The sequence below is a fragment of the Paenibacillus sp. FSL F4-0100 genome (genome assembly GCF_037993005.1).
Lineage (GTDB): Bacteria > Bacillota > Bacilli > Paenibacillales > Paenibacillaceae > Paenibacillus_AQ.
Genome location: NZ_CP150303.1, coordinates 391,191 through 407,239, shown reverse-complemented (window position 1 = coordinate 407,239; position 16,049 = coordinate 391,191). Strand labels below are relative to the sequence as shown.

Annotated in this window: 16 protein-coding genes; all 16 read right to left on the bottom strand. The window is 50.2% G+C overall.

The window, feature by feature from the left end; translation table 11 throughout:
• Positions 1–5: 5 nt before the first annotated feature.
• Positions 6–2,882 (bottom strand): extracellular solute-binding protein, encoded by a 2,877-nt coding sequence (locus MHH48_RS01885; protein ID WP_076322540.1) that lies wholly within the window; start codon positions 2,880–2,882, stop codon positions 6–8.
• A gap of 83 nt (positions 2,883–2,965) precedes the next feature.
• Positions 2,966–4,354 (bottom strand): extracellular solute-binding protein, encoded by a 1,389-nt coding sequence (locus MHH48_RS01880; protein WP_076322541.1) that lies wholly within the window; start codon positions 4,352–4,354, stop codon positions 2,966–2,968.
• 193 nt (positions 4,355–4,547) lie between these two features.
• Positions 4,548–4,688 carry a hypothetical protein gene (locus MHH48_RS01875; protein ID WP_179090626.1) on the bottom strand — a complete coding sequence of 47 codons (141 nt, stop codon included), beginning with the start codon at positions 4,686–4,688 and terminating at the stop codon, positions 4,548–4,550.
• 336 nt (positions 4,689–5,024) lie between these two features.
• Positions 5,025–6,050, bottom strand: coding sequence for an SPFH domain-containing protein (locus MHH48_RS01870; RefSeq protein WP_076322542.1), 1,026 nt, complete (start codon positions 6,048–6,050; stop codon positions 5,025–5,027).
• A gap of 21 nt (positions 6,051–6,071) precedes the next feature.
• Positions 6,072–6,860 (bottom strand): TPM domain-containing protein, encoded by a 789-nt coding sequence (locus MHH48_RS01865; protein WP_076322543.1) that lies wholly within the window; start codon positions 6,858–6,860, stop codon positions 6,072–6,074.
• Positions 6,857–7,888 carry a TFIIB-type zinc ribbon-containing protein gene (locus tag MHH48_RS01860; RefSeq protein WP_076322544.1) on the bottom strand — a complete coding sequence of 344 codons (1,032 nt, stop codon included), beginning with the start codon at positions 7,886–7,888 and terminating at the stop codon, positions 6,857–6,859. Before MHH48_RS01860 ends, MHH48_RS01865 begins: the two co-directional genes overlap by 4 nt.
• A 27-nt stretch (positions 7,889–7,915) precedes the next feature.
• A complete protein-coding gene (locus MHH48_RS01855) occupies positions 7,916–8,620 on the bottom strand; it encodes a PspA/IM30 family protein (protein WP_076322545.1) in 705 nt (234 codons plus the stop codon).
• A 158-nt stretch (positions 8,621–8,778) separates the two neighbouring features.
• Positions 8,779–9,237, bottom strand: coding sequence for an Hsp20/alpha crystallin family protein (locus MHH48_RS01850; RefSeq protein WP_076322546.1), 459 nt, complete (start codon positions 9,235–9,237; stop codon positions 8,779–8,781).
• A 265-nt stretch (positions 9,238–9,502) separates the two neighbouring features.
• A complete protein-coding gene (locus MHH48_RS01845) occupies positions 9,503–9,751 on the bottom strand; it encodes a helix-turn-helix domain-containing protein (protein ID WP_076322547.1) in 249 nt (82 codons plus the stop codon).
• 67 nt (positions 9,752–9,818) lie between these two features.
• Positions 9,819–10,061: a cold-shock protein gene (locus MHH48_RS01840; RefSeq protein WP_076322548.1), complete on the bottom strand. Its 243-nt coding sequence runs from the start codon at positions 10,059–10,061 to the stop codon at positions 9,819–9,821.
• A gap of 100 nt (positions 10,062–10,161) precedes the next feature.
• Positions 10,162–10,362 (bottom strand): cold-shock protein, encoded by a 201-nt coding sequence (locus MHH48_RS01835; RefSeq protein WP_006207692.1) that lies wholly within the window; start codon positions 10,360–10,362, stop codon positions 10,162–10,164.
• Positions 10,363–10,762: 400 nt separating this feature from the next.
• Complete coding sequence (locus tag MHH48_RS01830) at positions 10,763–12,568, bottom strand: ABC transporter ATP-binding protein (RefSeq protein ID WP_076322550.1); 1,806 nt, start codon at positions 12,566–12,568, stop codon at positions 10,763–10,765.
• Positions 12,565–13,068 (bottom strand): lasso peptide biosynthesis B2 protein, encoded by a 504-nt coding sequence (locus tag MHH48_RS01825; protein WP_076322551.1) that lies wholly within the window; start codon positions 13,066–13,068, stop codon positions 12,565–12,567. The genes MHH48_RS01830 and MHH48_RS01825 overlap by 4 nt, the downstream gene beginning before the upstream one ends.
• Before the next feature lie 2 nt (positions 13,069–13,070).
• Complete coding sequence (locus MHH48_RS01820; RefSeq protein WP_076322552.1) at positions 13,071–13,361, bottom strand: lasso peptide biosynthesis PqqD family chaperone; 291 nt, start codon at positions 13,359–13,361, stop codon at positions 13,071–13,073.
• 118 nt (positions 13,362–13,479) lie between these two features.
• On the bottom strand, positions 13,480–14,652 hold the full coding sequence (locus MHH48_RS01815; protein WP_179090627.1) for a nucleotidyltransferase family protein: 1,173 nt from the start codon (positions 14,650–14,652) through the stop codon (positions 13,480–13,482).
• Positions 14,653–14,675: 23 nt separating this feature from the next.
• Entirely contained in the window at positions 14,676–16,013 is a 1,338-nt protein-coding gene (locus MHH48_RS01810) for a UDP-glucose/GDP-mannose dehydrogenase family protein (RefSeq protein ID WP_076322554.1), read from the bottom strand.
• Positions 16,014–16,049: the final 36 nt, after the last annotated feature.

Genomic DNA, 16,049 nt, shown 5'->3' with positions numbered 1-16,049 from the left:
CCTCTCTAATCCGTTGGCAAATGAAATTCGCGACGTTTGACCGTAATTTCCTGGTTGATCGTCCGCGCGTAATCCTTCAACGTCTCGCGCGGATTAGCCCCTTTGTTCAGCACCTCGAAAAACGCATTGTTCAGATGGCGCTTCGTGAAGTAGCCACCGGGCACGTCCGGAACACCGCGTACCCATTCCAGCTGCTCCATCAGCCGCTCAAAATCGTCAGCTGGCCAAGGCAGCTCCCGCAGCGCCTCCAGATTGGCCGTCGGATACCGCGCTGCAGCGCCCATGAGCGCCTCCAGCTCCCGGCCGAACGTCAGCTGGGCTTCCTTGCCGGTCCACCAGTCGATGAACGCCCAGGCGTTCTCCTTATTCTTCGCACGCTTGAACATGACCGAGCCGAGCGTGACGGACGCGCTTTCGCGATGGATTGCGGCTTCGCTTTCCGGTGTTCCCGGGACAGGAGCGAAAGCCCATAAGCCGCGGATTTCCGGAGCGAAGACGACCAGTGAATTGTAGGTTGTGTAGTCCGCGATGCCCACCGGCATCTCGCCGATGCGGAACCGGTTGATGAAATCGAATTGCTGCGGTGCCTTGTAGTTGACATATAGATCCGTCCACCGCTTGAAAGCCAACAATGCTTCCTCTGCATCCAATCCCGACGCCTTGCCTCCGTCCTTGTAATACGAGCCGCCGTTCTGGTACAACAGAATGTCCATCGTCACATCCGGCGTCAATCCGATCGACAGCTGTCGCTTGTTCAGCACCGGGATAAGCGCATACATTTCCTCCCATGTCTGCGGCACCTCTGCGCCGATCTCTTCCAGCACGTCTTTTCGGTAGAACAGCATCGGAAACGTCTGCTGCTCCGGGATAGCGTACACCCCGCCCTCGTACTCGAACGGGACGAACGCGCTGGCTGCAAACCGCTGCTTCACATGCTGGAACGAGTCAAAGACCGACAGGTCCTGCAAAGCGCCACGCATGGCGAAATCGATGACATTGCTAGACGCGAGCGCCACATCAGGCCCGGAGCCGGCCAGCGTCGCTGGAAGCAGCACCGCCGGGTCGACTAGCCGCAAATTGACGGGAATGCCGGTCTGCGGGGTGAATGAGGTGTCGATCATCGATTTGATCAGTTGGGCCTGATCCCGCCCCCCTGTAACCCAGACGTCTACCGCCTCCGCCTCCTCGTCGGTCGCGCCGACTGCATCGTAATCGGTGAAAAACGACAGAAGGAACTGCCGGACGCCGTGTTCCGCATTAGCCAGCCACGATACGTCCGCTTGCGGAAGCCGGGCTTCTTCTGAAGCGACGATCAAATAATCAATTTCCAAAGGCAGTTCCTTCGCCGTCAACATCCACGTCCCCAAGGCGACGATATTGGATTTGAACGCATCCAGACGCTTGGCGATCGATTCCGGGTCGTCCGCCAGATCTAGCAACTGAAAGGCGACCGTATTCAGCACCGCCATCCGCTCACCCTTGCCACCGTACAGCTGCTCCATGCTTCCGATCACGCCTTGAAGACGTCGGCCCTCCGCCTCGAATGTCTCGCGCAGCTCGGGAATCCGCTTCTGCAGCTCATAATCGCGGAACGGGTCAGGGGACCCGCCAGTAATCATAATAATTTTACGGTACAGCTGGTTCAGCTCCAGCACGGCTTGCTCGACGCTGCGGATATGCTGCGTCATTTCGCCCAATGTCACTTCGAGCGATAGCCTGTGCTTTCCTTTCGTCAAATAGAACAAATAAGGCTCTTCAGGATTGCCCAGCTGCATCATTTGCCACCCACCGCCTGGCTTGAAGCCGATACAGTTTGCTTCTGCGAAGGGAACCTGGCCGTCGATCTTGAGCCGCCGTGAAACTTCGAGAGACTGGACAAAATGCTGCCTATACTTCACGGCGATCTTGTACAGTCCATCCTGTGGCGCTTCGAACGTCCACGTAATGGATTGTCCCGGGATGCGCCAATTGTTGCCGCCAATCGTATTCAGCCGGATTTCCTTTGGATGAAACGGCTCGGTGGCGGGGCTGGACCGGTCGGCAAGCGGATACAAGGTCGGGCTCGATTTGACCGCAGCGTCTTCACCTTGCACGGAGATCAAGGTACCTTCCGCCGGTTTGCCGTATCCGAGCCGCTCGTACGATGCCCGCAGGTCGGCGTAAGCGGGTATTTCCTTGGCCGGGCGCAGTACCAAATAATCGACCAGCATCGGCTCCCGTACGGAGCGGAGTGTAATCCTGTGCTTTCCCTTGGCAAAATAAAACCGGTAAGGTTCCTCATAATAGCCGTCCGCATCGGAGAGCGCCATCTCCTCCCATGCCGGGATTTCCACCTGGGACGGCCTCATGTCGTTTCCGTTCGCATCCTGCCGGATGCGCTCCTCCTTGTTGCCCCAAGCACGTGGAAACAGCAACCGCTCTGCTTCGGTAAACGGAAGCTGACCGTCGATGAACAGCGCCCTCTCAATCGCCTCGCTTCGGCCCTCCATTGGGTAATAGCGCACGTAGAGATGATAGAGCCCGCCCTCTTCGATGTCGACGTCCCAGCTGATCTCGCCGCTCTCTCCGGACAGAGCGGCGCTTCCTTCTGCCCCCTCGCGCTCCATGGCAACGACAGCGCCGGAACCACTGATCGGCTGCCGCTCTGCTTCAATCCGTATCTCGTCTGAGGGAAGACGCTCGTCTGCATGGTCCTGAAGATAGCGGGCGTACGAGCCCTCCTTCCCCTCGAAGGCTTCCTCTGGAGAGACAGTCTTAACTGCCGCGTCCGTTGCCGCTAGCGGCGCGGAGCTTCCATCAGGCAACAGCAGCAGTGTGGCCCAGCCAAGCACTCCGCATAGGACGGCTAACAAGCTTCGTTTCCAGATGGCTCGAACTCTCATCCGCCACTCCCCTCTTTGCTCGCGAACTTGTGCGGCATCCGGGAGGCTTCCCGAAGCCCGGGCACCGCGGAGTATCGCTATGATTACTGCGCTGCATCGAGCAGCCCTTCCAGCACCGGACGTACGCTCTTCATGCCCGTTTCCGGCGTTTCCTTGCCTGCACCGATATTATCCCAGACCTTGCGGATTTCCTGACCAAAGTTAGGGATTCCCTCCCAATCCTTCGGCTTCATAATTTTTCCCATCTCCATGTAGTTGTCGAGGCTCTTCTGATCGGCAAACAGCGATTCCGTCCAAGCGTCCAACTCCCCCTCCTTCGGCATGTAGCCGAGCAGGTACTCGGCGTAGATGCGGACAGCATCCGGATTCGCACCCTTCGGCACGTACCAGAGCGTCGGCTGCATCGCGTTGTGGTAAGCGGTCGCTTTCGGCCCTTTCGGAATGAAGATGAAGCCGTAATCATTCCCCAGGTTCGTCTGAATACCGCTTCCCTCCCAACCTTCTCCATACCGCATCGCGACGATGCCTTCGTTGAAGGCGTTGATGTAATCTTCCCAATTGTCAGTCTGGTTCGGCTTGACGACTTTGTGCACATTACTCAAATCGCTATAAAACCGGAGCGCTTCCATCGCATTTTCGTCATCCCCGGTGAACGCCAGCTTACCGTCGACCACCTTTGTCACGTCTCCGTCATTCGACGCGATAAATGCCGGTACGAAGTTTACTGAGGTAAGCGCCAGCCCGTACTGGTCAATTTTCCCGTCACCGTTTGTATCCTTGGTCGACTTCTTCGCTATATCCAGAAACGTATCCCAATTCCACTCCCCTTTCTCATGCAGCTCTTGTGGATCTGGTAAACCCTCCTTCTTCAATATCGCCTTGTTGTAATAAATGCCGCCCCCGCCGCCTACAGCCGTCGAGAAGCCGTACACTTTGCCATCGAAGCTGCCGGTCATCCGCATTTCAGCAGGCCACTTTTCGTTGTTAATATCCAGAATGCCATCAATCGGCTGCAGGAAATCCTTCTGCACCATCGCAGGGAATGCCCGATACCGCTCCAGCAGGAAGACATCCGCGATCGGCTCGCCGGCTACGATGGACGCTGTAATCTTATCTTGGATATCACCCCAGGGAATCTGCTCGAATTGAAACTTTGTATTGTACTTCTTTTCCAATTCCTGCTCGAGGGCGATTCGCTGCTCGCCTGCTTCTGTGCCTTTCTCGCCTCCGGCATACCCCCACGATATGACGCGCACCGGTTTTCCCTGCATGTCAATCGTTTGCTCCTCCTCAGGCGCCTGCTGCTCTTCCCCGCTCTTTGGCTGCTCATCCTCCTGCTCTGTCACGGCCACCTGAGGTTCCGGCTTCGGCTCGTCGGCGGAATTCCCTCCGCCCCTTGTGCACCCCGTCAAGAAAACAACGAAAACAAGCACAACAACGAAAAGCCATTGCTTCCTGCTTTTAATACTCATTTCTTTAATACCTCCTTTTTGCTTATTCTTTCGCATGTGCCGGGCAGTGCCGGCAATTGCGATGCCAGCTCCGCGACAGCTCGACAAACGGCCCGCCGAACGTTCTCCGTTGCTCTTAAAGACATTCCTCCTTTTCTTGTGCGGATTGCAGGATTCGAACGGAGCCATCGTAGCATTCACCGCTGCAGCACGCCTAGTTCTCATTGGCCGGATTCGGTACTCGCGCGGCCGAATCAAACGGGTTCCACCGGTTGTTTTTGGCCCGGCGAGTTCTCAATTGCCGCTGGACCAGCTTCATTAGGGATTTGATCGAATGGGTCGTAATCATTTTCATGTAGGGATCACATTTTCTGTGCAGGAGTTGGAACAGACAGAGAAGTGAATCTATATGAGAAGATAGGGTTGCAGAGCGCGAAGTAACGTGTTGGAGGAACGTGGAGAACGAAAGATAACTAAGAAGGTACAAACAGTATAGGTGGATACATAACTAGTTAAAGGAAACAGCGAACATAGAAAAACAGCACCCTCCGCTTTAAAAGCGAGGGGTGCTGTTTTGATAAGAGTTTTTACGTTCGCTCAACGCCACCACCATTTGCGTCATTCCAATGATGGCATCGAACTTTGTATCAAATCTTGTACATTTATTAGCGCGGCTAGTCACAAATTCAACTTAACCCAGCTTCTGCCCACAATTCGGACAGAAGTTCGCCCCTTCATTCTTTGCGCCGCAGTTCGGGCAGAAATTGGGCTTCTTGCTTCCTTCAGAAGGGGATGCAGCCGCCGGGGCGGATGGCTCCTTCGCAGCCGGAGGCTGTTGGCTTTGATTCGAATTGTTCTGATTCTGGTTCTGGTTCTGATTCATATTTTTCATCATTTCATTAGCCATGTTCATCCCCATCATCATGCCTGCCATATCCGAAGCCGCACCGCCGCCTTGCACCTTGCCGGATGCAATCCCATCCGTCATGCTGACCTGCTGGTATTTTTGCAGATTGCCGATCATTTCATGGGAAGCCGTCTTGGTGATCATATCCTGAATTTCCTTCGGATAGTTGAAGCTCATCACCTGGAAGCCGGTGATCGTTATCCCGTTGTCCATCACTTCCATGTCCAGGTCTTCTCGAATCCCTCTCGCGATTTCAGAGGCATTCGCCTGCAGATTAAACATGTCCTTGCCTTCGCGACTGATCCATTTCATCAACAATTGATCGAGCACCGAAGTGATCCGGATCTTGACGTCGTCCACAAGATAGCTCTCTTTCATCCCGGCGATTCTGTCGATCAGCGTCACATAATCATTCACTTTAAAATTGAACGTGCCGTTGGCACGAATCGGCATACCGCCCGGAAGCTGCGGCGTCGGAATGAGGACCGGATTCTGCGTCCCCCATCTGACGGTGAATTCCTTCGTGTTCACGAACAGTACTTCCACGCGCATGCCACTGTTAAAGCCAAATTTAAATCCCTTTAAAGTAGAAAGGAACGGAATGATATCCGAGTCGATGTTATATACGCCTTCATCCTCAAAAATCCCCTCGATCTTGCCGTTATTGACAAAAATCGCGTCCTGACCGGAGCGGATGACCAGCTTGCTTCCTTTTTTAATCTCCCGGTTGCTCCATTTCCAGAAAATCATATCGTCCCTAAACTCTTCCCATTCCACGACATTAGAGAATTGGTTCTTGAAAAATCCCATCGATGTTATCAATCCCTTCCATTAAAATTTCCCGCTGCTGCTGCTGTGCGAATGGCCGCCACTGCTGACGCCGCCACCGCCTCCGCCGCCCGAGCCGCTGCTCGTGTTGCGCTCGATCTTCTGCTTCGTTACCGTTGTTCTAACATAACGGTCCTGCTGGTTCAGTATCCCCGATGTGCTGGTATCCTCATAGGTGCGAGAATTGACCGTCACCCGTCCGCCAGAACGATAAGCCATGACACCCACGGCGATAGCGCCGATGGCAGCGGCAGTTCCTAGCTGAAACCAGAGATTAAATATAATATTATCCGGGTTCACGTCCGGCTCAAAGCCCATGTAACGATGAGCGGTTTTGATGTATTTTTCAAACGCCTGCTTATAATTACCGCTCGATAAATCGGGCGTAATCTTGTTGCGTATTTTGGTCAGTCTCCCGGAATCGAGATACTTCTCAGCCTTATAATAACCTTCCAGATGCACATCGTTGGTATCCATTACTATGGTCAAAATAGCCGTATTGCCGTGCGGCTTATCATACCCGGGGGCATACTCATCGTAAAAGTTTTCCGTCCAAGTCTCAACTTCATCATTTTCAACACGGTTAACCGTAAGTATCATGAAATCCGTCTCGCGTTCAGCGCCATACTCAATGGCCATCGCATTCAGCTCATGGCGTTCTTCCGGACTGAGCAGATTCGCTTCGTCAAAGATCAAAGGCTTATCATTCGCAGCTTTGACGATCCCGGAGGGCGCTATCAAATATACCGTTAGTAAAAATAAGACCGTCCATAAGGCATATCGTCTTCTCACAGGAAACCTCCTCCCATCGCCCAGGAGATCAGCTTCAATGACAGTAACGAGACGCCCGAAATGCCTGCAAACCACGCAGCTACTTTCGCTTTGCTGATCGGCGGCTTGCCGACCACTTTCCCCGTCTGGCCGTTCATCGCAAAGGTATGCTCCGATTTGTTGTAATCATAGTGCACCATCCATACCGGAAGGAGGACATAATCCGCCTGTTTTACGGTGGTATCGATCTGCTTGTTGGTATAATTTACGGTTGTGTATCCTGACACGGCTGACGAAATATACGAATCAATGTAGGAGCTGATCTTATCTTTGGCACGCGGAAGAAGCTGCTGCTCATTATGGCTGTATTTTTCGGCAATGTACCCGGCGAGATAAGGCGTCTTGAATTCCTTCAGCTGCTGATAGGGAAAAGGCTCCAGCTTATCCATCAACTCATCGTTCATTTTCTCCGAAGCATCGATCGGCACCTTCATATAGTTCAAGCGAATCTTCCGGTAGATGTCGAAGTGCTGGGTCTCCGTGTACTGGTAATCTCCTTGTGTGTAGGTTCTCACCTTGGTGGCGTGGCCATGAACTTCAACCCGATTATGTAACTCATATAGCCAAAAAGGTACATATATCCCGGTAATTTCCTTGATCCGGTTCGCTGTCATAAATCCGCTTGGTGTCAGGAGGCCATTTCTGCACCATTTCTTGAAAGCCTTCATCGCTTCTTCCTTGGTAATCGAAAAAGGGATGACCATAACCGGAGCCAGATCGCCGCTCAGTCGGTCGCTGAGTACAACGGCGGAGCCGCAGAAGCTGCAGGTCGTGGCGCTGGTCTCCGGCTCCGTCACGATGACGGCCCCGCAGCTGTTGCAGTGATACTCCTTCACTTCGTTTTCGACGAAAACCTGCTTTTTCAGCGGGTCGGGAATTTCCTCGATATTATCTTTTCTTCCGCAGCTCAGGCAAGACAACATTCCTGTATCGCCGTCAAAAACCATGCTGCTGCCGCAGTTCGGGCATTTGTATTCGATAACCGGCATTTCCTCACCTCGATAACAATGAAATGATTATTCCTTCTCTTTCAGCTTTTCTTTGATTGCTTCCAGTTCATCCTGGGCAGGGAGAGTCTCCATTGGAGCAGCTCCGTCCTTCCTCATATTCTTCTCCAATTCAGCGATCAGATCGTCCAGATCGTCTTCCTTCGCTCCGGCGCGAAGCTCAGCCAGGGCCAGCGCTTCATCCAAGGCACGGTTTGCCTTCTCTTCCATCGTGTTGAATGCCGCATTCGCACCGCCCGAGGATGAATGGCTGGCGTTTACATCCTGCTGGGCTTTGGCAGCCGCCATTTTCCCTTTCAACTCGGCATAGCGAGCCTCCAGTTGGCTCATGTCCGACACCAGCTTATCCTGCATTTGTTTCATCCTGATGGCGTTTGCGGATGCCGATTCGTATGCTGCCTGCAGTTCGTTCAGCTTCTGGGCCTGGGTTGCTTTTCTCTCCAGAAACTTCAGAGCATTATCCTCATTTCCCGCTTCTACGGCCTTCTCTGCATATCGCTGCAACTTCTTGATCTCGGCACCACACTCATCAAGGGCCCGCTTCGCTCTTCGCTCATCCGAAAGCACGGAAGCCGTCTCCGCTTTCACCTGACCCAAGTCCATATTCAAGCTACGCATATACGTGTCAACTGTTTTCTCCGGATCTTCCGTCCGATCCAACAGTGCGTTCACATTCACCTTCATAACATCCTTAAACCTCGATAAGATTCCCACCCTGAGTTTCCCCCTCGAAAAGTTTACATTTAACCTATAATACCCTACATACCGCTAAAAGGTTTCAAATGCCGAAATTTGATGGAATATATGTAAAAATATAACTAATGCTACGCAAAAAAATCCCCCCGACCATATCAGATCGGAGGGTACGTTTATTAGATATCATCCCGGATCTGGATGCGTTTCTTACCAGAGTCCGGCTGTTTCGGTATTTCAAGCTTGAGGACCCCATCCTTCAGGGAAGCGGCAATTTGGTCCTCCGCTATATTCTGAACGTAGAATCTGCGCACATACTCGCCATAACGACGTTCCTTCCGGACGATTTGCTGCTTCGTATCCTCCACGCTGTTATCTTCCTTGCGAACGGCTTTGATCGTTAAGTAAGGGTCAGCGTAGCTGATTTCGATGTCGTCTTTTTGAAAACCTGGAAGCTCGGCCTCAACCAGATAAGCGCGCTCCGTCTCTTTAACGTCTGTTTTGAAAGACATCATCGAACCTTTGAACGGTGCAAACACCTCATCTTGAAACGCATCGTTAAAGACATCGTGAAATGACTTCACCAACTGCCCGAAGGCATCCTCCCCGCGCTTTCCAAATGACATCAAATCAAACATCATAGATTTCCCCTTTCTTATTTGACCTTGCTTGACCTTACGCCTTTATTATATGCCTTGCACGCATAAATGCCAAAACCGGTTATAAAGAAAACAGGACTAAAATAACGTATTTTCAGCCGATTTTTCGCATGAATTGGTCTCGATCTTTCGATTTGACCTTTTTTGACCTTCAGACTGTTTCGTTTCCATGCTTCCCAATAAAACTATGTTCACGCGAAATTTAGCACGATAAAAAAGACACCCGAATGGGTGCCCGTTTCAGTTATATATTGGGGTGAGTAGACCTACCGTTTTTCACAATATGATCGATTTCACTCTTCAACAAAAGGTATCGATGCACGCTTCTCATGATAGGAACTTTGGTCAGCTTATTCTGATCGACATATCTTTTCATTTGATCTTTGGACAGACCTAACAATTGACCTGCCTCAGAAACGGTTAATACTTCTTCATTACTGGTTGCATTAAACGTTTTTTTCACCTTTAAATTCCAATCTTCGAACACCTGCATGAGATCTCAACCTTTCTTTAACGCAACGACTAAAACAAAATGGTCAAGGAGCCGTGAGAGCACCCCCTTACGATTTGGTGTCCTTGCGCTGATTCTTACGGTAAAGCTTGATTTGCTGATCCGACGAAACAAGGATCGGCAAGACTTTATTGCTGCTGACCATGGACGACGCGCACTGTGAACAAACGGGAACTTCCTTGAACGAGAAGCTATCTCGAATCCAACCGTTACACCCTTCCTTCGTACAAGACCAGATCGCAGTCATCTCTTCCGGCAGATTTTCCAGTGGTTTATTCCAAGAATAAGACAATGAACTTCCCCCTTAGCTACATTTTTAACGCCTTCATGCTGTTTTGAGCTCTATTATAAAAAAAACCCCAAACGGTACGTTTGGGGATCTTTTCAAAAATCTACAGTTTTACAACGTTCTCAGCTTGTTGACCGCGGTTGCCTTGGACTACGTTAAATTCAACACGTTGTCCTTCATCAAGCGACTTGAAGCCGTCACCTGTGATTGCACTAAAGTGTACGAATACGTCTTCGCCACCTTCAACCTCGATGAAACCAAAGCCTTTTTCTGCGTTAAACCATTTCACTGTTCCTGTTTGCATAGAAACACCTCCTAAATTTATATGATTTTCTCATTTTTGGTTAAAAACAAAAAATTCACATATTGCACAAGGTTCCTGATCAAAATAATAACCCTCTGCAATATGTGAATCTCAGGTCAAAATCCCAATAAACTTATTATACCCCAACCGTTCCAAAATAGCAAACGTCTTATTTCTTATGTACAATTCATAAAAAGACAAGGGTAAGCTGAATGTAAACAAATGGCCGCTAAAGGGATGTTGATAAGGAGGCCCGGTGTAAGTATAATCTGCTAGCTCAAGAAATGCTTCCGCAAAAAAACGGCCATTTCCCGGTAAAATACCGGGAAATGGCCGTAGGGTTGCAGCTTTAAACAACAGGTCTTGCACATACAGCAGTGTTATGCGATCCAATCAGAGGTTACATCTGAGCACCTGTCTGATAACTCAGCAGCTGCCGGAAAGTGCCTTTGTGATCTTGGGAAAGCTGCTGATACCCCCCCTGCTGGATAACCCGCCCTTGCTCCATCACGATGACCTGATCGGCATGGCGAATGGTGGACAGTCGGTGGGCGATCACAATGATCGTCATGCTCCCTTTCAGCTGTTCCAACGCTTCCTGTATCCGCTGCTCGTTCTCACTGTCGAGTGCGCTTGTCGCTTCGTCCAACACCAGAATCGAAGGCTTTTTCAAGATAGCTCTCGCCAGCACAATCCGCTGACGTTCTCCACCGGACAGGCGGATACCGCGGTCACCAATGACGGTGTCGAGGCCTAGCGGAAGCCCATGTACGAATTCGTCGGAGGCTGAAAACCTCAGCGCTTCCCACAGCTCGTTATCCGAGGCATCGGGAGCAACCAGCTTCAGATTATCCCGGATGCTCTCATTGAAGAGAAAAGGATCCTGCGCCACATATCCGATACTCCCTCGGAGCGACATCAACTGACGTTCGTCCTCCATGGACACGCCGTCTACAAGAACTTGCCCGCTCTCCGGTTGGATCAGTCCCATAAGAAGATCGATAAGGGTGCTCTTGCCCGCCCCTGATTTGCCGACGATGGCCGTCATGCGATTAGCAGGAATATGTAAGTTGATATTTCGCAAAGCATAGACGGGGGAAGCGCCATCGTACCGATAGTCCACATGAGTACAATCGATTCCATGCTGCAGCTGAAGTCGCTCGCCCCCTGTCATCGAAATCGATCCGGCGATCTCCCTGTCTACCTCGTATTCCGCTTGCAGCTCGCGTATCGCCCGGAAGGCCGGGAAATTCGACACGAGCTGCTCGGTGCTCGATTGAATGCTGATAAATCTAGGCCATAGGCGCGAAAAGATAAGAACGATCATCAGCAGCTGTTCAGCAGGCGTACGCAGCACTTCCAGCGCCAAATACACAAATCCGGCAACCAGCAATACAGACGAGAGCCGATAGATCAGCTGGGACAAGGAATTGATCTTGCCGAATTGGATAAAATTATGCTCCATTTTTCGCGACAGCCTGTCAAACCAGTTCATATGAAATGGTTCCAACCGGTTGCTTTTAATATCCTTGATGCCGTTGAAATGTTCGCTGATGCCCGCAAAATAATATTTCGAAAGCTCTGTCGTCTGCTCGCCGATCCGCTTCGACCGCCGGATGAATCGGCGTCCAAACAGGGCAAGGAGCCCACCGCTCATCAGGACGATGAGGGTCAGCATCGGGGCGAGCCATAGGGCAAGCCCAATCTGAATTATTGTGAACAAGAAAGACGAAACCATCTGCAAGAACAGAAACGTGCCTTGATTCACGCGCCCGAGTTCATTGGTCATGACATGGTTGAAATCCGACTTGCGGTGGCGCAGGAAGAACTCCCACTTGGCATGCAGCAACCCCTGATACGTTTCCATGCGCAGTTTGCGAATGAATCGCTGCAATATTTTTGCATTCAACAGGTTCTGACTGCGCTGCAGCAGGGCTTGCCCGCCCACAATCACCACATAGAGGGCCAGCATCATCGGCAAATTGAGCTGCAATGACCATGAACCAGCCAGATCCATCAAGGTTGAGACAAGCGGCACCCCGCTCAAATCGGTCTGGAATACACCAATTACACCGAGCAGAGGGACGATCAAATAGATGCCGATGCCGTCCAAAACACTGATGAACAGGATCATACCCATATTGAGGTAGAGCTTAAACCCGGCCATCCCATGCATTTTACGGATAAAATAAAAGAGATCCTTCAATGTAAAAACTCCTTATCGGATGACCGCTTCAAGTTCAAACCTTCGGTCCCCATATCCTTACCGAATATCCCGACAACGGCATACCTTTCATGCCCTTCTCTTCCCGTTACAATATAAGAGCCGAAGCGGAGCCAGGCATGGGCAACCATCATTCCGTTATCGTCCCGACCGCTTCCCAGATAAAGTGTACTCGGAATCCCTCTTCGCTCCAGCATCTTCATCGCGGCAACGGCTTTAACCAGGCATTGGCTTTCCCACCATGTGACACGGCTCATGGTATGGACGGCTCTGGAGATTTGGCGGACAAGCGAAAGCTCCTCCTCCGTATAGCCCACATACGGTGTCTCCTTCATAGGTTCTCCCAGAGACGGAGATACCTTTTGAAAAGGGAAAAGCTTGAACACTCTTCCCCAAGCCAGATACAAGTAAGCTTCTGCCAACATAAGCTTCATGCTTACAGGAAAAGACATAAATCGGCGTGCTTTCCGGTACAGGCTCATTGCTATTTATCCACCTGAACAAGGCCTTCTGTGGCTAACTGCTTGAGGAATAATCGTACCTGCTGCTCACAGAGCTCCGGCTCGATCTCATACTCCAATACCAATTGATCCACCATATTGGAGATCGTGACGGGAGACGAAATAAGTTCCCATATTCGCCCGCCAATCCGTCCCAGATTATAATACTTGCCGTTTTCGATGCTCAGCATCACCTTCTCGCCATCCATATCACTGACCAGGAAACCTTCAGATTGTACAACGAGAGCGTCTGTCGTGATTAATTCAGTAGTCATGGATAGAACCCCCCTTTTTTCAGCTATATAAACTGGCCTGAGAATATTCTGATGATACCCGCTTCTACAAAATGGATTGTGATTGTGATCCAATGATAAAAGCGATGATGCTGCACCCTTAAATCGATGGTTGTTTCATACGCCGCCAGAACCAGAGAAATGGCCGGAGCGGATAATACAGAAAGTGCAGTGATTTGGGTAATGGCAGTACCGAAGCGTCCCGCGAATTGGGCAGAAACTTATTCAATATATACAAAACTTTCTGTTGTCCCGTCATTAACGAGAATAGGTAACGGTTATAACGCCATGCCACGCTTTTCTCCGGCACCGGGTTCAATTTGACGATCCTTTTAATATAGTAGAGTGCACTTTGTGCAAGGCGGTGGGCTTTCGAGTTTATCGTTAATACAGTCATATCGTGCGGAATGTCGACTGAGAACAGTCGCGATAAAAGAATAAAGGCCTGCCCTACATATTGCTGCCCCCCATATCGCTCAAAGTGGGCCTTCATATCGTTGCTGTTTATCATGGGAAGCAGCCTTGCAATATCCATCAGCCAACGCAGCCGGAACCAACCATGCCTGGCACCATGGTCGGCCAGATAGTTTAGCAAATCCTCATTTCCCAGATAATGATAAATCTGATGGGACAGCATCACATCATTCCTGCGCTCCCACAATAAATCAAAGGAGAATGACTTGTTATAATGAGGATTCAGACGCCAGTGAACTTCGATCTGCGCTGAATGTTTCTTATGCTCGTAGGACAAATGATGGCTTGTTTTCTTCCAATTTCCCAAGATACGTTCATCCTGCAATTCGTACCCAAGCTGTACCAGCACCCGTTCAACTCTTTCCACGTCATCCGCATCCACCAAGATATCCAAATCCTTCGAAGTCCTGTGTGCCAGATCCCCATAGAGCTGCGTAGCTAGTATAGGGCCTTTAAGCAAAAGTGTACGCACCCCAGTATCCTTGAGCGCCTCACAAAGCTGGCTCATTTCCCTGCTTAAATGAAGCATTTTCATCACGTTACTATGATAATGCTGCTGGAGAGACGCCATAACCTCGAATGGAATGAGGGATGCATCCACCCCTTTAAGTCGCAGATATACAAGCGGATAAACCCGGTGGTGCAGCGCGAGTTTCATGAACATATCCCAATCGACATCCGATGCATATTGCTTTATGAGAATTTCTTCATGCGTGTTATTGCGGAGAAGATAGAGTAAAAAAGACAGCTCTTTGGAGATATCACTCAGATCCAACTTAACGGCATCTTCAATAATCAAGGTATCCACCCCAATAAAATTGATCATAGCAAGAGTGCAGGCACTTGCTCTCTTACGCCTTTATTCATTCCTGGCCGGCCGATCGAGTAATAGACAAGCTTCGTCTTTGCCAATTGTTCCTCATCGTATATATTACGACCATCGATCAGGTACGGCGATTTCAACCAACTCTCGATATCGGATAATGGAACCTGCTGGAATTCATTCCATTCCGTTAAAATACAAAGTGCATCCGCTTGCCAAACTGCTTCCCGGGCATTTCGGCAGTAAGTAATTCCGGCAATATCATAATTTCTCTTGAAATTATCCGTCGCAACTGGATCGTAAGCCTTCACCTTTGCCCCTCGTTCCATTAATTCCGATATAATCTCATATGCCGGCGAATCACGGACATCGTCGGTTTCAGGCTTAAACGCCAATCCCCAAACCCCAATCGTTCTACCCGTTAGATCACCCATCAAGGCTCCCAACTTGCGAATAATGTTGAGGCGTTGGTCTCGATTGACCTCAACGACGGATTTTAGAAGCTTAAAATCGTAATCCATCTGTCCGGCTATTTGAATAAGAGCTTGTGTGTCTTTAGGGAAGCAGGAACCACCGTATCCGATACCCGCTTTCAGAAAAGAAGAGCCAATGCGCTTGTCATAACCCATACCATAGGCTACTTTCGTCACATCAGCTCCAACTCGCTCACATATATTTGCAATTTCATTGATAAAGGAAATCTTTGTAGCAAGAAAAGCATTAGAAGCATATTTAATCATTTCAGCACTGCGAACATCCGTTATGATCATATTTTCCGTCAAAGGTTTGTGCAACTCAACAAGCTGCTCCTCTGCCCTCTTGCTGTCCGTTCCAATAATAATCCGGTCTGGATTCATGGTGTCTTGAACCGCCGTGCCTTCCCGCAAGAATTCAGGCACCGAAGCGATATCAAAGGATTCATGTGTATGCTGTGCAATGATTTCTTTGACTTTTTCGTTCGTTCCTACCGGAACGGTACTCTTCGTTACGATAATCTTATAACTGTTCATCGCCTGCCCGATCTCTTGGGCTGCCATCTCGATATAACTCAAATCGGCTTGCCCATTCGGCATAGACGGTGTTCCCACCGCGATGATGATGATGTCCGATTGCTTGACTGAAGCGATCAAATCGGTGGTAAAACGAAGATTCCCTGCTTCCTTATTAACGGTGATCAACGACTGAAGACCAGGCTCGTAAATGGGAATCTCTCCACGTTGAAGTTGTTCAATCTTAGCCTCTATTTTATCTACGCAGATGACCTCGTTTCCAAGCTCGGAGAAGCATACGCCTGAGACCAGGCCAACGTAGCCCGTACCAATGACCGTGATTTTCATCCTTTTTCACTCCTCTGATAGCGGATTTCGCTATCC